Source organism: Pseudomonas sp. SCPG-7 (assembly GCF_002156405.1).
GTDB lineage: Bacteria > Pseudomonadota > Gammaproteobacteria > Pseudomonadales > Pseudomonadaceae > Aquipseudomonas > Aquipseudomonas parakoreensis.
The window spans coordinates 256,570-276,966 of record NZ_MVOO01000003.1 but is presented as its reverse complement, the minus strand read 5'-3'; the positions used below and the strand labels follow the sequence as shown (position 1 = coordinate 276,966).

The following is a 20,397-nucleotide window of genomic DNA, read 5'->3' as shown; positions in this document are numbered from 1 at the left end:
CGGTACAGGTTTGCGCTCGCCGCTCTGGTAAACTGCCGGCCTTTATTACCTTGCCGAGTGCTGTGCGTGTCGAGTTTTCCTGCTGTGGTGCGTTGCCTGTGATCAAACATGCCCCCAACGCTGTAGCCCGTTTGCGCGACCAGCGCGAGGACGAGGGCATCAAGCCGATTCAGGCCCGAGGTTTTCGCTCCGAACGTTGCCGCGACTGCCGGGTGATCATCAGCCATTGCCTGTGCGCCTGGCGACCAACGGTCGAGTCCCGTTCCGGCGTGTGCCTGATCATGACCGGCAAGGAAGTGTTCAAACCGAGCAACACCGGCTGGCTGATTGCCGATGTGGTACGCGACAACCACGCGTTCATCTGGTCGCGCACCGAGCCTGACTCGCAGATGCTCGCGCTGCTCAACGACCCGCAATGGCAGCCGTACCTGGTATTTCCCGGCGAATACGTAGAACCGTCACGGGTGACCAACACCGTCGCCGTCGATAGCAGCAAGCGTCCGTTGTTCATTCTGCTGGATGCGACCTGGACCGAGGCGCGCAAGATCTTCCGCAAGAGTCCGTATTTCGATCGCTTGCCGATTCTCAGCCTGTTGCCCGACAGACTCTCGCGTTATCGCCTGCGTCGCTCCACCCGTAGCGAACACCTGTGCACCGCCGAAGTCGCGGCGTTGTGTCTGGAGTTGGCAGGGGACCGCGATGCGGCTTCGGCACTGGACGCATATTTCGATGTGTTCAGCCAGCATTACCTGGGCGCCAAACAACAGCTGGACATGAACGAGTCGACCCCGGCGCACGCCGAGTTGTTGCCTTATATACGAAAGCCGCAGGCAGTGTTGGCGCCATAGTGGCCCATACTTCACGCAGCGGCGGCCGTGCTGCTTGACCACCCCGGCTTCGCTGGGCATGCTTGGCGCCGATTAGGGTGCGGCCAAGGTTTGAAACGCCGTGTTTGCTTGTGATTGGCGTTGAACGTGCCCCTGTGGATAGCGCTGTGCAGCGCTCTCTTGAGTTGCTTTGGCGAGGCCCGAATGCGTCGGGTCTGCCATCAAAAACAGGATCATTTGAATAATGGCCACATACGACATCCTGATTGCCGATGATCACCCTCTGTTTCGTAGCGCACTGCATCAAGCGGTGACGCTGGGCCTCGGCCCGGATGTACGACTGGTGGAGGTGGCGAGCATCGCCGAGCTGGAAGCACGCCTGACGGAAAAATCCGACTGGGATCTGGTCCTGCTGGACCTGAACATGCCCGGCGCGTTCGGCTTTTCCGGTCTGGTCATGCTGCGCGGTCAATATCCACAGATTCCAGTGGTGATGGTCTCGGCGCAGGAAGAAGCCTCGGTCATGGTCAAGTCCCGCGAGTTCGGTGCCAGTGGCTTTATTCCCAAGTCCAGCGACCTGAGTATGATCCAGCAAGCCGTGCGCAAGGTGCTCGATGGCGATGTGTTCTGGCCACCGCAGGCGTTCGAAGCGGTCAGCGTCTCCGCCGAAGCCAAAGCTGCCAGCGACGGCCTTGCCAGCCTTACCCCGCAACAGTTCCGCGTATTGACCATGGTCTGTGAGGGCCTGCTGAACAAGCAGATTGCCTATGAGCTGAACGTGTCCGAAGCGACCATCAAGGCTCACGTTACAGCGATCTTTCGCAAGTTGAACGTACGCACCCGGACACAGGCTGCATTACTTCTGCAACAACTTGAGTCAATTCCGAGCCAATAAAGGCTGGCGTCTTCACGCTTTTTTGACTTTTGTTGCTCTAGCTTTCCCACTCCTTTCTGGTTGGTTTTTACCTTATGTCACCTTTCAAGGGCCAGACCGGCCTGAAACGCATCCTCAACGCTTCCGGTTACTCGCTGGACGGCCTGCGCGCAGCCTTCACCGGCGAAGCGGCATTCCGCCAACTGGTGCTGCTCAATGTGGTGCTGATTCCGCTGACGTTCTTCCTGAATGTCAGTCGCGTCGAACAGGCACTGCTGATCGCCGTCTGCCTGCTGGCGCTGATCGTCGAGTTGTTGAACTCGGCAGTAGAAGCGGCGATTGACCGCATTTCCCTGGAACTTCACCCACTGTCCAAGAATGCCAAGGACATGGGCAGCGCTGCGCAATTCGTAGCCCTGAGCATGATTGCCCTGGTGTGGGCGGTGATTCTGCTTTAAGCGATACTTGGCAAGACGATCTCGTCGCTGCGCTGCACCCCAGCGGTGAAAGCGCGGCACAGATCGAGAAATTCGCGCATGGCCGACGTCTGATATTTCTGCTTGTGCCAGATGAAGTAAAACTGTCGCGCCAGATCCAGATCAGGCGTTTCCACCGCCACCAGGCTGCCGCGCCGAAACGCATCGCGCAGCGCCAGCCGCGAAATACAGCCAATCCCCAATCCTGATTCCACCGCGCGTTTGATCGCTTCAGTGTGTTCCAGCTCCAGGCGGATATTCAGCGCACTGCGATGGTGACGCATGGCCTGATCGAACGTCAGTCGTGTGCCAGAGCCTTGTTCGCGCAGAATCCACGCTTCGTGCGTCAACTCTTCCATGGTCGCGCTGCCGCGTTTGGCCAACGGATGTTGCGGCGCGCAGAACACCACCAGCTCATCTTCGACCCAGCTCTGCACTTCGATGTCCGGATGGCTGCAGTCACCTTCGATTAGACCCAGATCAATTTCGTAGTGAGCGACTTGATGCACGATATTGGCCGTGTTCTGCACATGCAGCTTTACTTGGCTTTCGGGATGACGCTGCATGAAGCCGCCGATCAACAGGGTCGCCAGGTAATTGCCGATGGTCAGGGTGGCACCCACCGACAGTGAGCCGAAACCGGATTTGCCATTGAGCAGGTCTTCGATTTCCTTGGACTGATCAAGCAGGGCCACGGCTTGCGGCAGCAGCTGTTTGCCCAGCGCGTTGAGGCTCAGGCGTTTGCCGGCGCGGTCGAACAGCTGGCAGCTGGACTGGCGCTCCAGTTCGGTAATAGAGGTGCTTGCCGCCGATTGCGAGAGGTTGAGCAGACCCGCAGCACGGGATACGCTTTCCTGCTGGGCGACGGCGACGAAGACTTGCAGTTGACGAAGAGTAAATCGCATATCGATATAACCGATAACCCTTATCTTAATAATCCAGTTAACAGATATTGTCGTCGCTATTAGAATGCGTTGCAATTGCGCACTGTCGGCCGCAAAGGCGAGCGCAGACCCAATATCCAGGAGTCCCACGTACATGAGCAACATGAACCACGAGCGTGTCCTCAGTGTTCATCACTGGAACGACACTCTGTTCAGCTTCAAGTGCACCCGCGATCCGGGCCTGCGCTTCGAGAACGGTCAGTTCGTGATGATCGGCCTGCAACAGCCAAATGGCCGCCCGCTTATGCGCGCTTACTCGATCGCCAGCCCGAACTGGGAAGAGCATCTCGAGTTCTTCAGCATCAAAGTGCCTGATGGTCCGCTGACTTCGCAGCTGCAGCACCTGAAGGAAGGCGACGAGATCATCATCTCGAAGAAGCCTACCGGCACCCTGGTCCTGGACGACCTGAACCCGGGCAAACACCTGTATCTGCTGAGCACCGGCACGGGTCTGGCGCCGTTCATGAGCGTGATTCAGGACCCGGAAACCTACGAGCGCTTTGAAAAAGTGATCCTGGTGCACGGCGTGCGCTACGTCAACGAAGTCGCCTATCGCGAGTTCATCACCGAGCACCTGCCGCAGAACGAGTTCTTCGGTGAAGCGCTGCGGGACAAGCTGATCTACTACCCGACCGTGACCCGCGAGCCGTTCGAGAACCAGGGCCGTCTGACCGATCTGATGCGCAGCGGCAAGCTGTTCAGCGACATCGGCCTGCCACCGATCAACCCGCAGGACGACCGCGCGATGATCTGCGGCAGCCCGAGCATGCTCGACGAGACCAGCGAAGTGCTCGACAGCTTCGGCCTGAAGATCTCGGCGCGGATGCGCGAGCCGGGTGATTACTTGATCGAGCGTGCGTTCGTCGAGAAGTAAGCCCCACGAAAAAAGCCCCCATTGCCGGCGAAGGCAATGGGGGCTTTTTCATGCCCGAGATATTTCATTCCTGCCTGCCAAAATCCATGTAGGAGCTGCCGAAGGCTGCGATCTTTTGATCTTGAAAAGGCAAAATCAAAAGATTGCAGCCTGCGGCAGCTCCTACATTGAGCGAGGTCTCAGGTGTTGGCCGGGATGACTTCCAGTACGCAAATCTGCTCCGGCGTCGGGTAATGCCAGCGCACGTCCAGATCCCAGAACTGCGCACCGTACTCGCGCTCCGGCGCCGGCGTCTGATACGCCGGGCGCGGATCCTGGGCCAGACACTGCTCGATCAACTCGACCAGTGGCTCGTCAAGGCGCTGAGCATGGCCGTGCGCCTGTTGCAGCGCGGCGTCCGTCCACTGCACGTCAATCAGCTGTGGCGCGGCGCTGGCGATGCTGTTGGAGGCTCCGGGGATGATATCGGCGTAAGGCACATAGGGTTTGATGTCGAGGATCGGCGTGCCGTCGAGCAGGTCGATGCCCGAGATGAACAGCCGATGTGCCTCGACCTTGTCCAGCTTTACCACCGACTGGCCGATGCCATTGGGACGGTGAGTGGCGCGGGTGGCGAACACGCCCATGGACTTGTTGCCACCCAGACGTGGTGGGCGCACTTTCAGGCGGGGCTTTTCTTCCAGCGCCTGATGAAACAGGAACAGCAGCCAGACATGGCTGACCTGCTCCAGCCCTTGCACCGCGTCACCCTGATCGAACGGCGCCACCAGCTCCAGCACGCCACGGGCGGCGGGGGCCAGTTGCGGCTGGCGCGGGATGGCGAACTTCTCCTTGAAGCAGGAGCGCACAAAACCAATGGGGGAGACGCTGTAAGTCATGTTGCGTGATCAGCCACGAACGCGCAGGGTCAGGCCCTTGAGGAAATTGCGCAGCAACTGATCGCCGCACGGGCGGTAGTTGGTGTGGCCGACCTTGCGGAACAGCGCGCTCAGCTCAGGCTTGGACACCGGGAACTCGGCAGCCTTGAGGATCGCGTGCATGTCGTCTTCCTTGAGTTCGAAAGCCACGCGCAGCTTCTTCAGAATGATGTTGTTGGTCACCGGCACTTCGATCGGCTGCGGTGGACGACTTTCGTCCTTGCCACGCTTGAAGATCACCAGGCCATCGAGGAAGTGCGCCATGACCTCGTCCGGGCAGCGCACGAAGCCTTCTTCGTCTTCTTCTTTCTTGTCGAGGTACGCGACGACGTCTTTCAGCTCCACGTCCAGGCCACCGAGCTTGATGATCTCGATGACTTTCTTGTCGCTGATGTCGAGCATGTAGCGCACGCTGCGCAATACGTCGTTATGAATCATGTGGGTCATCCTGATAATCGTTGTGGGCAGCATGCAGGCGCGCTGCCGGAATGTGTGGCGGCAACAGAGGTGTCAGAACTTCTCTTTGCCGGACAGGTAGCGCCATTGGCCCACCGGAACCTTGCCGATCGACACGCCGCCGATGCGGATGCGGCGGATGCCGACGACCTTCAGGCCAACCGCTTCGCAGAACTGCGCGATGATCCCCGGTTGCGGGTTCTTCATGGCGAAGCGCAGGCGGTTTTCGTTCTGCCAGCTGGCCTTGACCGGCGGCAGCTCCTTGCCCTTGTGGGTGAGGCCGTGCTGCAGGCGATTGAGGCCGTGGGCAACCATGTCACCTTCGACCTCGACCACGTATTCCTGCTCGATCTTGGCCGCATCGGCAGTCAGTTTGCGCAGCACTTTCCAGTCCTGAGTGAATACCAGCAGGCCGCTGGCCTTGGGCTGCAGGTCGGCGCTGGCGGTCAGGCGCAGGAAGTGTCCGCGCAACGGACGTTTGCCGTAGCGGTGCTCTTCGCTGAGGGTGTCGGCGCTGAGCGATTGCATGGCGGTGTCGACGTCCATACCGGCCGGCACGTTGAGCAGAATCGTGACCGGCTCCGGCGCGGTGGCCTTGGCGTCCTTGTCGAGTTCGACCTTCTGGTCGCCGACCTTGAACTGCGGTTCGTCGATCACTTCGCCATCCACGGTGACCCAGCCGCCCTCGATGAACAGCTCGGCCTCCCGGCGGGAGCAACCGACCAGTTCGATGAGGCGTTTGGAGAGGCGAATCGGGTCAGTCATGACAGGGCCGTAACAAAAAAGGGGTGGGCATTGTACCTGCCTGGCGCCGGTTAAGCCCGGTTCCATTTGCAGGGTGTTCGCAATTGCTGTGGGAGCTGGCTTGCCAGCGATGGCATCACCTCGGTGCATCTGTCAGACCGAGTCGCCGGCATCGCTGGCAAGCCAGCTCCCACAGGGTTCTACGATGTGTCAGCCGTTACTGGAGCGCTGCTGGTTCTGGCGCAAACGCATATGCAGCAGCGGATACGGCTGGCCCATGCCGTCGACTTCCGAGCGGCCGATCACTTCAAAACCCTGTTTGAAGTAAAACCCCAGCGCCTGCGGGTTCTGTTCGTTGACGTCCAGTTCATCGGCATTCAGATGTTGCATGGCGTAGTTGAGCAGTTTCTTGCCCAAACCCTGGCCGCGATGCTCGGGATCGATGAACAGCATTTCGATCTTGCCCGCCGCCACGCCGGCAAACCCGGTGATGCGCTGGTTGGCGTCCTTGGTACAGATCAACATCACCGCGTCCAGGTAACGGGTGAGCACCAGATTGCGCAGCAATTCGATGTAGCTGTCCGGCAGAAAGTCATGGGTCGCGCGGACCGAGGCCTCCCAGACTCGGGTCAGTTCCTGATAGTCGCTGAGTTTCGGCGTGTGAATGACCGAATGCTGACGCATGCCCGGCTGCCTCTTTTCAAATGGATGAGCGGGATTCCTTCCCACTGCAAACGATAGACGCAAAAAAGCCCCGCATCTCGTAAAAAGAGCGGGGCTTTTTGTATTTATTTCGGTGTCTGGCTGGCTGTTAATGTTGCCTGCAAGAGCTTCCCCCTCACCCCAACCCTCTCCCCCAAGGGGGGCGAGGGGGGAAGGGAGCTGATCTTCATGCTGTTCAAAATCTGAGGTCGACTCGATATTTCAAGTCGCCGTCATTCGAAAGAGCAACTCAATCAGTCCCCTCTCCCTCAGGGAGAGGGTTAGGGTGAGGGGCTTTTGATCTTCAGATCAGAGCTGCTCAGCCCACAGGTCGTATTCGTCAGCGTCAGTCACCTTGCACCAGACCTTGTCGCCCGGCTTGAGGTTGCTGCCGTTGTCGATGAACACGTTGCCGTCGATTTCCGGGGCATCGAAGAAGCAGCGGCCGACAGCGCCTTGCTCGTCGACTTCGTCCACCAGCACTTCGATCTCGCGGCCGATGCGCATTTGCAGGCGTGCCGAGCTGATCGCCTGCTGGTGCGCCATGAAACGCTCCCAACGGTCTTGCTTGACGTCGTCCGGGACCACTTCCAGGTCCAGGTCATTGGCCGGCGCGCCATCGACTGGCGAGTACTGGAAGCAACCGACGCGGTCGAGCTGGGCTTCGGTCAGCCAGTTCAGCAGGTACTGGAAATCTTCTTCGGTTTCGCCCGGGAAGCCGACGATGAAGGTCGAACGGATGATCAGGTCCGGGCAGATTTCGCGCCAGTTCTTGATCCGCGCCAGGGTCTTGTCTTCGAACGCCGGGCGTTTCATCGATTTCAACACTTTCGGGCTGGCGTGCTGGAACGGGATGTCCAGGTACGGCAGGATCTTGCCGGCGGCCATCAGCGGGATCAGCTCGTCGACGTGCGGGTACGGGTAAACGTAGTGCAGACGCACCCACACGCCCAAGGTGCTCAGCGCTTCGCAGAGTTCGGTCATGCGGGTTTTCACCGGCGCGCCGTTCCAGAAACCGGTGCGGTATTTCACGTCGACGCCGTAGGCGCTGGTGTCTTGCGAAATCACCAGCAGCTCTTTGACGCCGGATTTGACCAGACGCTGGGCTTCGTCGAGTACATCACCCACCGGACGGCTGACCAGTTTGCCGCGCATCGACGGGATGATGCAGAAGCTGCAGCTGTGGTTGCAGCCTTCGGAAATCTTCAGGTACGCGTAGTGGCGCGGAGTCAGCTTGATGCCTTGCGGCGGCACCAGGTCGATCAGCGGGTTGTGGTCCTGTTTCGGCGGCACCACTTCGTGCACCGCGTTGACCACTTGTTCGTACTGCTGCGGACCGGTCACGGCCAGCACGCTCGGGTGTACGTCGCGGATGTTGCCTTCTTCTACGCCCATGCAACCGGTGACGATGACCTTGCCGTTTTCCTTGATCGCTTCACCGATCACTTCCAGCGATTCGGCCTTGGCCGAGTCGATGAAACCGCAGGTGTTGACCACCACCACGTCGGCGTCCTGATAGGTGGACACCACGTCATAGCCTTCCATGCGCAGCTGGGTCAGGATGCGCTCGGAGTCGACCAGTGCTTTCGGGCAACCCAGAGATACAAAGCCAACCTTTGGATTGGCCGGCGCAGGAGTGGTGGACATGTCTAACCTCGGTATTTTGTGACGTCGCTTGCCGTGTGGGAAAGTCGACGGACGGGCGCTCAGGGTGCGCCTCTGATCAAAAAGTGCGCAATTCTAGCGATGAGCAACGCACTTGACCAGCTTTATGCAGGGAAATACGACGAGTGCTGCGCTATGCTTCGCGCCGTTGAGCTTTACCGTTTTTTACAGTCAACAAAACGACTGTAACAACAGGTAAAACAGCGCATGCTGCACCACAAAGCATAGTGCTTCATTCAAAGAAGCCGGTTTGAGAATCAGGAGTGTTGGATGGGTCAGGCAAGTAGTCAGGCGGCGGGCGCCGAGCATTCGGCTGCAAAACCGCTGAGCATGCTGGTCGCGGCAGTCGGGGTAGTTTACGGCGACATCGGCACGAGCCCGTTGTACACCCTCAAAGAAGTATTCGCCGGTCATTATGGGGTGCCGGTCAATCACGACGGCGTCTTCGGGATTCTGGCATTGATATTCTGGTCGCTGATCTGGGTCGTTACGATCAAGTACGTGTTGTTCGTCTTGCGGGCCGACAACCAGGGCGAAGGGGGGATCATGGCGCTGACCGCCCTGGCGCGACGCGCATCCAGCCGCTATCCCAAATTGCAGGCGGTGCTGGTGATCCTGGGATTGATCGGTGCCGCACTGTTTTACGGCGACAGCATGATCACCCCGGCGATTTCCGTATTGTCGGCGGTGGAAGGTCTGGAGCTGGCATTCGATGGCCTGGAGCGCTGGGTGGTGCCGATGGCGCTGGTGGTCCTGGTCGGACTGTTCCTGATCCAGAAGCATGGCACCGATCGCATTGGCAAGCTGTTTGGTCCGGTGATGGTGGCGTGGTTCCTGGTGCTGGGCGGTCTGGGTGTCAGCGGGATCGTTCGACACCCTGAAGTATTGAGCGCGCTGAACCCGATCTGGGGCGTGCGATTCTTCATCGTGCATCCGGGCATGGGCGTGGCGATTCTCGGCGCGGTAGTGCTGGCATTGACCGGCGCCGAAGCACTGTACGCCGACATGGGCCACTTCGGGCGCAAGCCGATTGCCCGCGCCTGGCTGGCGCTGGTACTTCCGGCACTGGTGCTGAATTACTTCGGTCAGGGCGCATTGCTCCTGGAGAATCCGGAAGCGGCGCGTAACCCGTTCTACCTGCTGGCGCCGAACTGGGCACTGGTGCCTTTGGTGGTGCTGGCAACCCTGGCCACGGTGATCGCTTCGCAAGCCGTGATTTCCGGTGCGTTTTCGCTGACCCGTCAAGCGATTCAGCTTGGCTACATTCCGCGCATGCACATTCAACACACCTCCAGTGCCGAACAGGGGCAGATCTATATTGGTGCGGTGAACTGGGCGCTGATGGTGGGCGTGATCCTGCTGGTGATCGGTTTCGAGTCCTCCGGCGCATTGGCGTCTGCCTATGGCGTGGCGGTGACGGGCACCATGCTGATCACCAGTATTCTGGTGGCGGCGGTGATCTTGCTGCTATGGAAATGGCCACCACTGCTGGCCGTGCCGATTCTGGTCGGCTTCCTGCTGGTCGATGGCATGTTCTTCGCGGCCAACGTGCCGAAAATCATTCAGGGCGGTGCCTTCCCGGTACTGGCGGGGATCGTGCTGTTCATCCTGATGACCACCTGGAAGCGCGGCAAAGAGCTGTTGGTCGATCGGCTGGACGAAGGCGCGTTGCCGCTGCCGATCTTCATCAGCAGCATCCGCGTGCAACCACCGCACCGCGTGCAGGGCACCGCGGTGTTCCTCACCGCGCGCTCCGACGCCGTGCCCCACGCGCTGTTGCACAACCTGCTGCACAACCAGGTATTGCACGAGCAAGTGGTGCTGCTGACCGTGGTCTACGAAGACATCCCGCGCGTGCCGCCATCGCGGCGCTTCGAAGTCGAAGCTCACGGCGAAGGCTTCTTCCGGGTGATCCTGCACTTCGGCTTCACCGACGAGCCGGACGTGCCGCAGGCACTGAAGCTATGCCATCTGGATGATCTGGACTTCAGCCCGATGCGCACCACCTACTTCCTCAGCCGCGAAACGGTGATTGCCTCGAAACTCGAAGGCATGGCCCGCTGGCGCGAGGCGCTGTTTGCGTTCATGTTGAAGAATGCCAACGGCAACCTGCGGTTCTTCAATCTGCCGCTGAACCGGGTGATTGAGTTGGGGACGCAGGTGGAGATGTAGCTGCACCCTAACTGAAAAGCCCCCGTCAGCTTCAAGGCTGGCGGGGGCTTTTTTGTGCGTGTCCGGTTTGAGTGCTTGGTCGGATAGAGGAAACAGCAAGTTGCACTATGTTTAATTCAGCACAATACTCTGTGCATTAACGTACGCATCAGCATGTGAGTGAGAGGTGATTATGACGGCATTATTAGAGCGTGCTGACCAGGCTATTTCCGTGACTGCCATGGTCAGGAGCTTCAGCGCGAAGCTCAAGGAGATTTCCAGTCGTGCCACTGAGCGTCTGGTCATCTTCAAGGACAATCAACCGGCAGCGGTCATCATCAACGTGCAGGCCTATCAGGAATTGCTGGATGAACTTGAGAACCTGCGCATTGAAGCGGCAGCCCGTGAACGTCTGAACAATTTTGATCAGACCAAGGCTGTCAGCCATGAGGATATGCGGGCAAGGTACGCCCGGAAGGATTAAGGGAGCGCTGGATGGTTTGGGGAGTGATTTATCATCCGGAAGTCCAAAGGGATCTTGATCAATTGGGGGCAGCAGCTGCCAACCGGATTCTGGATGTAATCGAAGAACGGATCATCCATGGCGAGCCGGACAAAAGTGGCAAGCCTCTGAGAGCCAGTCTTGCGGGGTGCAGACGAATTCGAACGGGCGACACGCGAATCGTTTATCGAGTCGATGGCCGGGCCATCCAAGTGTTGATCGTCGCGGTGGGGGCTCGACGTGACGAAGAAGTGTATGGCGCTGCTGAAAAACGCCTCTAAACAATAAGCCCCCGTCAGCCTTGTGGCTGGCGGGGCTTCTTTGTGGCTGTGTATAGCCTCAAATCCAGCGCAAATCCCCTGTGGGAGCGAGCCTGCTCGCGAAAGCGGTGAGTCAGTTAACATATTCGTCGACTGACACTACGCCTTCGCGAGCAGGCTCGCTCCCACAGAGGATTCTGACGGCAGCTGAAATGTAAAAAGCCCCCGCAAGCGTAGGCTGCGGGGGCTTTTTGTTTGGCCGGCTCAGATCACTCTGCCGGCTGATCCTTGCTCTGACGCTTCTCGATCAAGTCCACTAGACGCTTGGCCAGCGCCGGGTAATTCTCGTCGAAGTGGTGGCCACCAGGCAGTTTCACTGCTTCGCCCACCGCAGTCTTGTCGGTGCAGCCGCTTTCGTCGGTTTCTTCGGCCCCGTAGATGCACACCACTTTGGCGGCGGGCAGCTTGGCCATTTCCGGGCCAGTGGCGGCTTCTTTGCCGGCGTTGCCGAGCCAGCCTTCGACTTCGATTTCGAAGCTGCCGGTGCGTGCGAAGGCCAGCAGGATGATGGCGTCGACGCGTTGCTGCTCGGTCTCCGGCAGGCGGTTGTAGATCGCTGGCAGGACGTCGGCACCGAACGAGTAACCGGTGAGGATGAAGCGCTTGGTGCCCCATTTCTGGCGGTAGTGCTGCATCAGTTCGGTCAGATCCAGTGCGCTTTGCTCCGGGCTCTTGTGCTGCCAGTAGTAGCGCAGGGTGTCGATGCCGACCACCGGGTAACCGATCTTGGCCATCTCGCCGGCCACGTCGCGGTCGAGGTCGCGCCAGCCGCCGTCACCGGAAAGGAACAGGGTCACGGTGTCCTTGGCTTGACCGGCTGGCACTTCAACCACCGGGATCGCCAGACCACCATTGGCCTTGTCGCCGCCGACGAGGATCTTGCGCAGTTCGTTGTTCAGCACCTGCGGCAGGTTGATGTCGTAGTCGCTGATGCTGGTTTCGGCGTTCGGTTGATCGCGCACGAAACCGGCGCTGGTGTCGTCCGGGTTGTCGTTCCACGCCACCAGCCAGTGGCCGTGGGCGGCAGATTTCGGCAGCAGGTGGGTGCAGCCAGGTTTTTCCAGGGCCAGGTCGACCGAGATCGCCTGGGCCTTGTCGTCCTTCTGCTCGGACAACCAGCGCCAGGCCAGCACCGCGCCAGGGCCGATACCGCTGACCAGCGTGGCCGGGCCATTCAGTTCGCGCAGGCCGGTTTGCAGGGCGCGGCTCTGTTGCAGGCAGTCCTTGGGCAGAATCACCTGAACGATCTGCGCCGAGGCGCTGCGGCTCAGTGTGCTCAATTGGTTGTCGGTCAGCTTCTGGTCGTCATTGACCGCGACCAGCACCTGAGCCTTGGGCTGGGTGCCGGGAATGACGCGGGTCATGACCGTGCCGTCGGCAGCCGTCAGTGGTTGCAGTGTCGGTTGCGGTGCCGGGCGTTTGAGGTACCAGTAACCGCCGCCGGCAATCACGGCCAGCACGATCAGTGCGGCCAGGATGTACTTCAGGGAGCGTTGAATCATCAGCGTTTCACCAATCCAGTCAAGCCGCCCGCGATCAGGGCAGCAGTATCGGCCAGCGCCACCAGCGGATCGAGTCCGGCGGGCACTGCCATATAACGGGGTTCCCAGTCAGGCTGGAACTTGTCTTTGAAGCGGCGCAAGCCTTGGAAGTTGTACAGCTGCTCACCACGGCGGAAAACCATCGAGCCCAGACGCTGGGTCAGCGGTGCACCTCGCCGGGGTTGCAACCCCGACAACGGCACCATGCCCAGGCTGAAGCGCGCGTATCCGTGACTCTTATAGTGTTGAATCAGGCCGACCATGAGGAACTCCATGGTCAGCTTGGGGGCGTCCGGGTGCGAGCGCATCAGGTCGAGACTGGCCAGGTCATGGCTGTAAGTCTCGAGCAGGTTGGCGAACGCCACCGGGCGGCCCTCGAAGCGAATCACCGCAATGCGGAAATGCTTCAGATAATCGTCGCTGAAACGGCCGAGGGAGAAGCCTTTCTCGCGCACGTTCTTGCCGGTCAGCCACGCATCGGAAATCACTTTCAACTCATCCATCGGCGCCTGGCCCGGCTCATGGATTTCCAGCGACAGACCGTCGCGGGTGCCACGGTTCCAGGTGTAGCGCAGGTCCTTCATCTCCTTGCCCTTAGCTTCCAGGTCAAAGCGATGCAGATCGACCCGGGCTTCTTCGCCGAGCTTGATCGCGGTCAGGCCGATGTCCATGTAGTACGGCAGGTTCTCGGCGCGCACCTGATAGAACACCGGACGGGTGTGATGGATGTCGCACAGGTCGCGGAACTGCCAGATCATCTCGGCACGCTGCTGGCCGGGGCCGATCGGGTCGTACAGCGCCACCAGGCTGCGGCCGCGACGGGCGTACATCAGAAACGCCTCGTCGTTGGGGTGAAACAGCAGCGCCTTGTCACCGGTCAGGGCGAGGCCGCCATCGGGTTGCGACGAGGCCATCAGGATTTTCGCGGCGCGATCCAGTTCGTCCGGGGTGGGCAGATGAATCACCGGGCGTGCGGTGCGCAGCAGCCAGGTCAGGGCGATCACCAGCAACAGCACCGCCGCGCCGAGCAGCGAGCGCAGGCCGCGCGGGGCGTCAGCGTCGAGGGTGAACTGCCACCACAGTTGATGGCTGTACGGCACGTCCTGATAGGCGAACAGCAGCAGCCAGGTCGAAGCGCCCAATACACACAGGCTGGCCACCAGATACAGCGGCGAGAACGGCAGTTCGGTCAGTCGACTCGGACGATAGAACGAACGGCGGAACACCCCGAGCAGCGCCGCGGTGAGCGTCATCAGCGTGGCTTCTTCCCAGTCGAAGCCTTTGAGCAGCGACAGCAGGGCGCCGACCAGCAACAGAATGGTGGTCAGCATCCACGCGGCCGACAGGCGACGGCGCAGGCCCTGAGCGAGCAACAGACACAACACGCCAATCAGGCTGGCGCCGAAGTGCGAGGCGTCGACCAGGCGATGCGGGATCAGAAACCCGATGTGTTCAAGGCGCGTATCGACCTCCGGGGTGGCACCGGAAAACAGCAGTACCACGCCGGACAGGAACACCAGCACCGCCAGAATCGGCGCGGCCAGACCGGACGCGGCGCGCATGGTCTGGGTCTGGAACAGGCGCTGGCCTTCGTTGATCAGCAAAAACAGGCAGGCCACCAGCAGCGGCAGCACCACATAGATCAGGCGATACAGCAGCAGGGCAGCGGCCAGTGGCGCGGCTCCGAGGGTGTCAGCGAAAGCTGCCAGCAGGATCGCTTCGAAGACCCCGACCCCGCCCGGCACATGGCTGAGGACGCCGGCGGCCAGGGCCAGCAGGTACACCAGCAGGAAGGCGCCGAACGGCGGGGCTTCCGGCAGCAGCAGATAAAGCACGGTGGCCGCTGCGGCGACGTCGAGAGCGGTGATGATCAGTTGCAGGAAGGTCAGGCGTCGGCCCGGCAGGCGCAATGTGCGGCGACCGACCCTGACCAGCAGGTTGTCGCGGTATGGCTGCTCCGGCAGGCGGCGGCGATAGATGCCGACGGCCAGAATCGCGCCAAGCCCCAGCACCACCGCGGCGATCGTGCCGAGCAGGCCTTCTGACAAACCCAATGCAGTGGAGGCGGCGGGCAGATCGCTCAGGGTCGCGAGGGCGGCCAGCGGAGGCAAGGCGCAACCCAGCGACAGGCTGGCGAACAGCGTCATGTGCGCGACTTCCGATGCCCCCAGGCCATGTCGTGCATATAAACGGTAGCGCACCGAGCCGCCGGACAGCAGCGACAGGCCGATGGCGTTGCCAATCGCAAATGCGGTGAAGCCGCCCAGTGCCAGGGTGCGCGGCGGCAAGGCCACGCCGGCATAGCGGCTGGCCGACCATTCATAGCCGAGCAATATGATGAAGCCGACCACCGTCGCACTCACGGCTCCCAGCAGGGCCGGTTTCGGCACGGCCAGGATCGAGTCATGCAGGGCGTAGAGATCGAGTTCGCTCAGCAGATGGCGGCAGGCAATCAGCGCAATGGCAAACAGCAGCAACGTGACCGCCAGACCGATCGGCTGGCGATATTTGCTCAACCGATCCAGCAAGCGCAGGCGCTCGGGTTTGATCGGATGTTCTGCTGTGACGGTGTCTTGTGAATCAGACGAGTTGGCGCGCATCAATCACCTCTTGGATTGTGCGCGACAGGATGGAGGTATCCAGCCAAGTTACCAATCCCTGTAGAAAAAAATAATCACAAAATACTACGCCTCTCATCCGGGATCGGCGAGGGCGGGTCATGGATTGCAGACGTCTTGCCTGCGACTCAAGCATAGTCGCAACTGGGCGGGTCTGATGATCCTGAGCGTTTCACTGCAGCGTGACAGATCATTGTTGCGAAAGGACTTTTTCCACAGATACAAAAAAGGCCACTCTTTCGAGCAGCCTTTTTTGATGTTTGGTTGCGGGAGCCGGATTTGAACCGACGACCTTCGGGTTATGAGCCCGACGAGCTACCAGACTGCTCCATCCCGCGTCTGTGTGGCGGCATTCTACAGGCGAACGGCGAGGTGTCAACCGCTAATCCCGTAAAGGGTCAAATAAGTGTGAATTTGCGTCAAACGGTCGCAGCGCAACGGTAAGTTTCGGAAATGCAACGAATTCCTGTTTGCTCGACTGCGCGTTGATTGAAAAACAGACGCGCACAAAAAAGGCCACTCTTTCGAGTAGCCTTTTTTGATGTTTGGTTGCGGGAGCCGGATTTGAACCGACGACCTTCGGGTTATGAGCCCGACGAGCTACCAGACTGCTCCATCCCGCGTCTGTGTGGCGGCATTCTACAGAGGATCACCGGAGTGTCAACCTTGAATCTGGATAAATCTGTTCCTGTTCAATCGCTTAGCGCTTTTTGCAGGGCGGGAGAAGGGACGCAGGGCAGGTGGGACAAGGCTTTCAGCTCTATCGGCCAATGATTTTCGATTGAGAAAATAAATTCATTGTCGTTGTCCTACAAACTGAAAAGAACATTCAGACCACTGGTGCTATATACAGGTGTCAGTGAGATACTGCGGATCCGGCTCGCCATGTTTCCTTTTCTGTCATGACTCAACGAAAAATCATCCACGTCGACTGCGATTGTTTCTACGCCGCCATCGAGATGCGCGACGACCCGAACCTGGCCGGCAAGCCATTGGCGGTGGGTGGGTCGGCGGATCGGCGTGGAGTGATTGCAACCTGCAACTATGAAGCGCGGGCCTATGGTGTGCGCTCGGCAATGTCATCCGGACACGCCTTGAAGCTGTGCCCCGACCTGACCATCGTCAAGCCACGCATGGACGCCTATCGCGAAGCCTCTAAGGAAATTCATACGATCTTTCGCGATTACACCGACCTGATAGAACCGCTGTCGCTGGACGAAGCCTATCTCGACGTCTCCGACAGCGCGCATTTTGGCGGCAGCGCCACGCGTATCGCTCAGGATATCCGCCGGCGCGTATCCAATCAGTTGCACATCACCGTGTCTGCGGGTGTGGCGCCGAACAAGTTTCTGGCCAAGATCGCCAGTGACTGGAAGAAGCCCAACGGGCTGTTCGTCATTACTCCGGATCAGGTGGAAGATTTCGTCAGCGGTTTGCCGGTGAGCAAGTTGCACGGCGTCGGCAAAGTCACCGCGGACAAGCTGGGCAAGCTCGGCATCGTCGATTGCCTGCAACTGCGCGAGTGGGACAAATTGGCGCTGGTGCGCGAATTCGGCAGTTTCGGTGAGCGACTCTGGAGTCTGGCCCGTGGGATTGATGATCGGCTGGTGCATAACGACAGTCGCCGTCAGTCAATCAGCGTGGAAAACACCTACGACGTCGATCTGCCGGATCTGCGCAGTTGCCTCGACAAACTGCCGGAGCTGCTGGACACCCTGAAAACCCGCATGGAACGGATCGACAGCAGTTATCGGCCGGGCAAGCCGTTCGTCAAAGTGAAGTTTCATGACTTTACCCAGACCACATTGGAGCAGGCCGGGGCAGGGCGCGATCTGGGCAGTTATCAGTTGATGCTGACGCAGGCATTCAATCGTGGCGGGAAACCGGTGCGGTTGTTGGGCGTGGGGGTCCGGCTGGAGGATTTGCGCGGCGGGTTTGAGCAGATGGAGTTGTTTGAGCGTTAAGAGTCAAAAGATCGCAGCCTGCGGCAGCTCCTACATTGGAATGCGTTCCCTGTAGGAGCTGCCGCAGGCTGCGATCTTTTAAGGCTTAATTCGGTCCTGGATCAGCCACCAGGCGCCCGGCATCCTTGGTCAGCGACTTGAGAAACTCGGCCTGCAATTCAGGATCGTTACGCGTCAGTTCGATCAGGCTTTGCTCCAGTTCGCTGGCTTCTTCTTCCAGACCCAGCTCCGACAGGCGCTTGACTCGGTGGACCCATTGGCTCACTTCGTCGTCTTCCAGATCGTCATAAATCAACCCGTGGGCTTCGAGCAACTTGCTGCGCAAATGACTGCTGATCGCCAGGGACGAATCGCTGTGCACGTCATCCTTGCCGTCTTCGACGCTGATCTGCAGTTTGCCGATGTGATTCAGGTCATTTTCGGCGAACGGACTGTCCAGCAGGTTCAGGCGCAGCACGCCGTTGCGGTCAGTGGTCATGTCGAAGGTCTGCTTGCCGGCCTTGACCTGCACCGGGCGCTCGCTCCACGGCAGGCTCGAATATTCCGTGCGCTTGTCGCGCTGGACTTCATCGATACCGGCCAGGTTCTGTTGTGCACGACCGTGAGACTGCACGTTCATGAACGGGTTGACCCCGGCAATGCCGTAGTTCAGCCAGTCCTTGGTCACGCTGTCCGGCAGATTGCCCAAAGCGAACACGTTGACCACATTGGCACCGATACCAGCGACCACCGCCACTGCACCCAACGGAATCTCATAGATTTCGCGCCAGGGCTGGTAAGGCGTGTAGCGGTCGTAACGGCGTGTGACTTCGAACTCGGTGACTTCGAAGGTCTTCTGTTCGTTGATCTTCACACGTCGTTGCGGCAGCTCGAGCACCTTAGGCTCACCGACATCGATCTGCAGGCTGTGGTCGAGCAGTTTGCGCTCGACCCGCTCTTCGTGCTCGCTGCGCTGTGACATCTGATTGGCGCAGCCGCTGACCAGCAGGGCGCCGCACAAGGCGGCGCCACCGAGGCCCAAGGTGTTTCGCTTGAACATGAGGTCTCTATCTGGATTCAGCGGCGGATACGGGCCTGAAGGAAGGACAGCACATCGGCGACCGGCAGCGCTTGCGCTTCGGCCTCGGTGCGGCTCTTGTATTCCAGGTTGCCTTCGGCGAGGCCGCGGTCACTGACCACGATCCGGTGAGGAATGCCGATCAGCTCCATGTCCGCGAACTTGATGCCCGGGCTGGTTTTCTTGTCGCGATCGTCCAGCAGCACTTCGAAACCGGCCGCCGTCAGTTCTGCGTACAGCTTGTCAGTGGCTTCGCGCACCTGCTCGGTTTCATAGCGCAGCGGTACCAGGGCGATCTGGAACGGCGCCAGGGTGTCGCTCCAGATGATGCCTTTGTCGTCGTTGTTCTGCTCGATGGCGGCAGCGACCACGCGGGATACGCCGATACCGTAGCAACCCATTTCCAGGGTGACCGGCTTGCCGTTCTCGCCCAGCACTTCGCACTTCATCGCCTTGCTGTACTTGTTGCCCAGCTGGAAGATGTGCCCGACTTCGATGCCGCGCTTGATTTCCAGGGTGCCTTTGCCGTCCGGGCTTGGGTCACCGGCCACGACGTTACGCAGGTCGGCGACGGTTGGAACCGGCAGATCGCGCTCCCAGTTCACGCCGAAGTAGTGCTTGTCGTCGATGTTCGCACCGATGCCGAAGTCGCTCATCAGCTCGACCGAGCGGTCGATGATAATCGGCAGCGGCAGGTTCAGCGGGCCGAGGGAACCGGCGCCGGCGCCAATGGCGTCACGCAGTTCGGCATCGGAAGCCATCACCAGCGGGCTGGCCACGCCTGGCTGGTTGGCAGCCTTGATTTCGTTGAGCTCGTGGTCGCCACGGATGATCAGCGCAATCAGCTTGCCTGGCTCTTCGGCGTGGACGATCAGGGTCTTGATGGTCTTTTCAATCGGCAGATTGAATTTTTCCACCAGCGCGGCAATGGTCTTGGTGTCCGGGGTGTCGACCAGGCGCAGCTCTTCCGCTGGTGCTGGACGCGAGGTTTCCCGTGGCACGGCTTCGGCTTTCTCGATGTTCGCCGCGTAGTCGGAGCCGTTGCTGAAGACGATGTCGTCTTCGCCGGACTCGGCCAGTACGTGGAACTCGTGGGAGCCAGCGCCGCCGATCGAACCGTTGTCGGCCTCAACCGGACGGAATTTCAGGCCCAGGCGGGTGAACACGTTGCAGTACGCCTGATGCATGCGGTCGTAGGTGACCTGCAGCGAAGCCTGATCGGCGTGGAACGAGTAGGCGTCCTTCATGATGAATTCACGGCCACGCATCAAGCCGAAGCGTGGGCGGATTTCGTCACGGAATTTGGTCTGGATCTGGTACAGGTTGATCGGCAGCTGCTTGTAGCTGCTCAACTCGTTGCGCATCAGATCGGTGATCACTTCTTCGTGGGTAGGGCCCGCGCAGAAGTCGCGACCGTGGCGGTCTTTGATGCGCAGCAGCTCAGGGCCGTATTCTTCCCAGCGCCCCGATTCCTGCCACAGCTCGGCCGGTTGGGTGCTCGGCATCAACACTTCAAGAGAACCGGCAGCGTTCATTTCTTCGCGAACGATGGCTTCAACCTTGCGCATTACCCGCAAGCCCATCGGCAGCCAAGTGTACAGGCCCGAAGCGAGTTTGCGGATCATGCCGGCGCGCAGCATCAGTTGGTGGCTGACGACGACCGCATCGGAAGGCGTTTCTTTCTGTGTGGCGAGCAAAAATTGACTGGTGCGCATGGTTGGCCGTTGTCGGTTGCTATGACTGGAAATGACGGAGCAGTGTACCG

The 20,397-nt window shown here is 59.9% G+C and carries 19 protein-coding genes and 2 tRNA genes; 8 read left to right on the top strand and 13 right to left on the bottom strand.

Going from position 1 to position 20,397, the window contains the following annotated elements; translation table 11 throughout:
• Positions 1 to 101 precede the first annotated feature (101 nt).
• Positions 102 to 848 (top strand): tRNA-uridine aminocarboxypropyltransferase, encoded by a 747-nt coding sequence (locus B1722_RS08170; RefSeq protein ID WP_041072377.1) that lies wholly within the window; start codon positions 102 to 104, stop codon positions 846 to 848.
• A gap of 72 nt (positions 849 to 920) precedes the next feature.
• Here B1722_RS08170 and B1722_RS29565 read toward each other — a convergent pair whose 3' ends face one another.
• The gene (locus B1722_RS29565; protein ID WP_155416796.1) at positions 921 to 1,079 is read right to left on the bottom strand and encodes a hypothetical protein; all 159 of its coding nucleotides are present in this window, start codon (positions 1,077 to 1,079) and stop codon (positions 921 to 923) included.
• Here B1722_RS29565 and erdR point away from each other — a divergent pair.
• Both erdR and B1722_RS08160 read left to right on the top strand, forming a co-directional pair.
• Positions 1,072 to 1,722: a response regulator transcription factor ErdR gene (gene erdR / locus B1722_RS08165; RefSeq protein ID WP_041072218.1), complete on the top strand. Its 651-nt coding sequence runs from the start codon at positions 1,072 to 1,074 to the stop codon at positions 1,720 to 1,722. The genes B1722_RS29565 and erdR overlap by 8 nt on opposite strands.
• Positions 1,723 to 1,796: 74 nt before the next feature.
• Positions 1,797 to 2,159 carry a diacylglycerol kinase gene (locus B1722_RS08160; protein ID WP_003222276.1) on the top strand — a complete coding sequence of 121 codons (363 nt, stop codon included), beginning with the start codon at positions 1,797 to 1,799 and terminating at the stop codon, positions 2,157 to 2,159.
• Here the strand turns inward: B1722_RS08160 and B1722_RS08155 are convergent.
• A complete protein-coding gene (locus B1722_RS08155; RefSeq protein WP_007964377.1) occupies positions 2,156 to 3,082 on the bottom strand; it encodes a LysR family transcriptional regulator in 927 nt (308 codons plus the stop codon). The genes B1722_RS08160 and B1722_RS08155 overlap by 4 nt on opposite strands.
• Positions 3,083 to 3,215: 133 nt before the next feature.
• On the opposite strand from B1722_RS08155, the gene fpr reads away from it, so the two are divergent.
• Complete coding sequence (gene fpr, locus B1722_RS08150; RefSeq protein ID WP_003222277.1) at positions 3,216 to 3,995, top strand: ferredoxin-NADP reductase; 780 nt, start codon at positions 3,216 to 3,218, stop codon at positions 3,993 to 3,995.
• 179 nt (positions 3,996 to 4,174) lie between these two features.
• On the opposite strand, the gene tsaA is transcribed toward fpr, so the two are convergent.
• The 5 genes from tsaA to rimO form a co-directional block, all read right to left on the bottom strand.
• Positions 4,175 to 4,873, bottom strand: a complete 699-nt coding sequence (gene tsaA, locus B1722_RS08145; RefSeq protein WP_041072214.1) for a tRNA (N6-threonylcarbamoyladenosine(37)-N6)-methyltransferase TrmO — start codon at positions 4,871 to 4,873, stop codon at positions 4,175 to 4,177.
• 9 nt (positions 4,874 to 4,882) lie between these two features.
• A complete protein-coding gene (locus B1722_RS08140; RefSeq protein WP_041072212.1) occupies positions 4,883 to 5,350 on the bottom strand; it encodes a DUF1456 family protein in 468 nt (155 codons plus the stop codon).
• A 72-nt stretch (positions 5,351 to 5,422) separates the two neighbouring features.
• Complete coding sequence (locus tag B1722_RS08135; protein WP_047291998.1) at positions 5,423 to 6,133, bottom strand: rRNA pseudouridine synthase; 711 nt, start codon at positions 6,131 to 6,133, stop codon at positions 5,423 to 5,425.
• 189 nt (positions 6,134 to 6,322) lie between these two features.
• Entirely contained in the window at positions 6,323 to 6,796 is a 474-nt protein-coding gene (locus tag B1722_RS08130; protein WP_041072208.1) for a GNAT family N-acetyltransferase, read from the bottom strand.
• Positions 6,797 to 7,123: 327 nt separating this feature from the next.
• Complete coding sequence (gene rimO, locus B1722_RS08125; RefSeq protein ID WP_041072206.1) at positions 7,124 to 8,461, bottom strand: 30S ribosomal protein S12 methylthiotransferase RimO; 1,338 nt, start codon at positions 8,459 to 8,461, stop codon at positions 7,124 to 7,126.
• A gap of 348 nt (positions 8,462 to 8,809) precedes the next feature.
• On the opposite strand from rimO, the gene B1722_RS08115 reads away from it, so the two are divergent.
• The 3 genes from B1722_RS08115 (at position 8,810) to B1722_RS08105 (ending at position 11,413) form a co-directional block, all read left to right on the top strand.
• Positions 8,810 to 10,651 carry a potassium transporter Kup gene (locus B1722_RS08115; protein ID WP_371260436.1) on the top strand — a complete coding sequence of 614 codons (1,842 nt, stop codon included), beginning with the start codon at positions 8,810 to 8,812 and terminating at the stop codon, positions 10,649 to 10,651.
• A 172-nt stretch (positions 10,652 to 10,823) separates the two neighbouring features.
• A complete protein-coding gene (locus B1722_RS08110; RefSeq protein ID WP_086792120.1) occupies positions 10,824 to 11,114 on the top strand; it encodes a Phd-YefM in 291 nt (96 codons plus the stop codon).
• Positions 11,115 to 11,125: 11 nt separating this feature from the next.
• Positions 11,126 to 11,413: a type II toxin-antitoxin system RelE/ParE family toxin gene (locus tag B1722_RS08105; RefSeq protein WP_086792119.1), complete on the top strand. Its 288-nt coding sequence runs from the start codon at positions 11,126 to 11,128 to the stop codon at positions 11,411 to 11,413.
• Positions 11,414 to 11,661: 248 nt separating this feature from the next.
• On the opposite strand, the gene B1722_RS08100 is transcribed toward B1722_RS08105, so the two are convergent.
• The 4 genes from B1722_RS08100 to B1722_RS08085 all read right to left on the bottom strand — a co-directional run bounded on the left by B1722_RS08100 (position 11,662) and on the right by B1722_RS08085 (position 16,234).
• A complete protein-coding gene (locus tag B1722_RS08100; protein WP_047292008.1) occupies positions 11,662 to 12,954 on the bottom strand; it encodes a virulence factor family protein in 1,293 nt (430 codons plus the stop codon).
• Complete coding sequence (gene mprF, locus B1722_RS08095; protein ID WP_041072202.1) at positions 12,954 to 15,593, bottom strand: bifunctional lysylphosphatidylglycerol flippase/synthetase MprF; 2,640 nt, start codon at positions 15,591 to 15,593, stop codon at positions 12,954 to 12,956. Before mprF ends, B1722_RS08100 begins: the two co-directional genes overlap by 1 nt.
• A gap of 279 nt (positions 15,594 to 15,872) precedes the next feature.
• Positions 15,873 to 15,949, bottom strand: a tRNA-Met gene (locus tag B1722_RS08090).
• Positions 15,950 to 16,157: 208 nt separating this feature from the next.
• A tRNA-Met gene (locus tag B1722_RS08085) sits at positions 16,158 to 16,234 on the bottom strand.
• Between the two features lie 279 nt (positions 16,235 to 16,513).
• On the opposite strand from B1722_RS08085, the gene dinB reads away from it, so the two are divergent.
• Positions 16,514 to 17,575: a DNA polymerase IV gene (gene dinB, locus B1722_RS08080; protein ID WP_041070728.1), complete on the top strand. Its 1,062-nt coding sequence runs from the start codon at positions 16,514 to 16,516 to the stop codon at positions 17,573 to 17,575.
• Positions 17,576 to 17,660: 85 nt separating this feature from the next.
• On the opposite strand, the gene B1722_RS08075 is transcribed toward dinB, so the two are convergent.
• Positions 17,661 to 18,614 (bottom strand): hypothetical protein, encoded by a 954-nt coding sequence (locus tag B1722_RS08075; protein ID WP_027614341.1) that lies wholly within the window; start codon positions 18,612 to 18,614, stop codon positions 17,661 to 17,663.
• A 17-nt stretch (positions 18,615 to 18,631) separates the two neighbouring features.
• On the bottom strand, positions 18,632 to 20,347 hold the full coding sequence (locus B1722_RS08070; RefSeq protein ID WP_041070725.1) for a proline--tRNA ligase: 1,716 nt from the start codon (positions 20,345 to 20,347) through the stop codon (positions 18,632 to 18,634).
• Between the last annotated feature and the right edge of the window lie 50 nt (positions 20,348 to 20,397).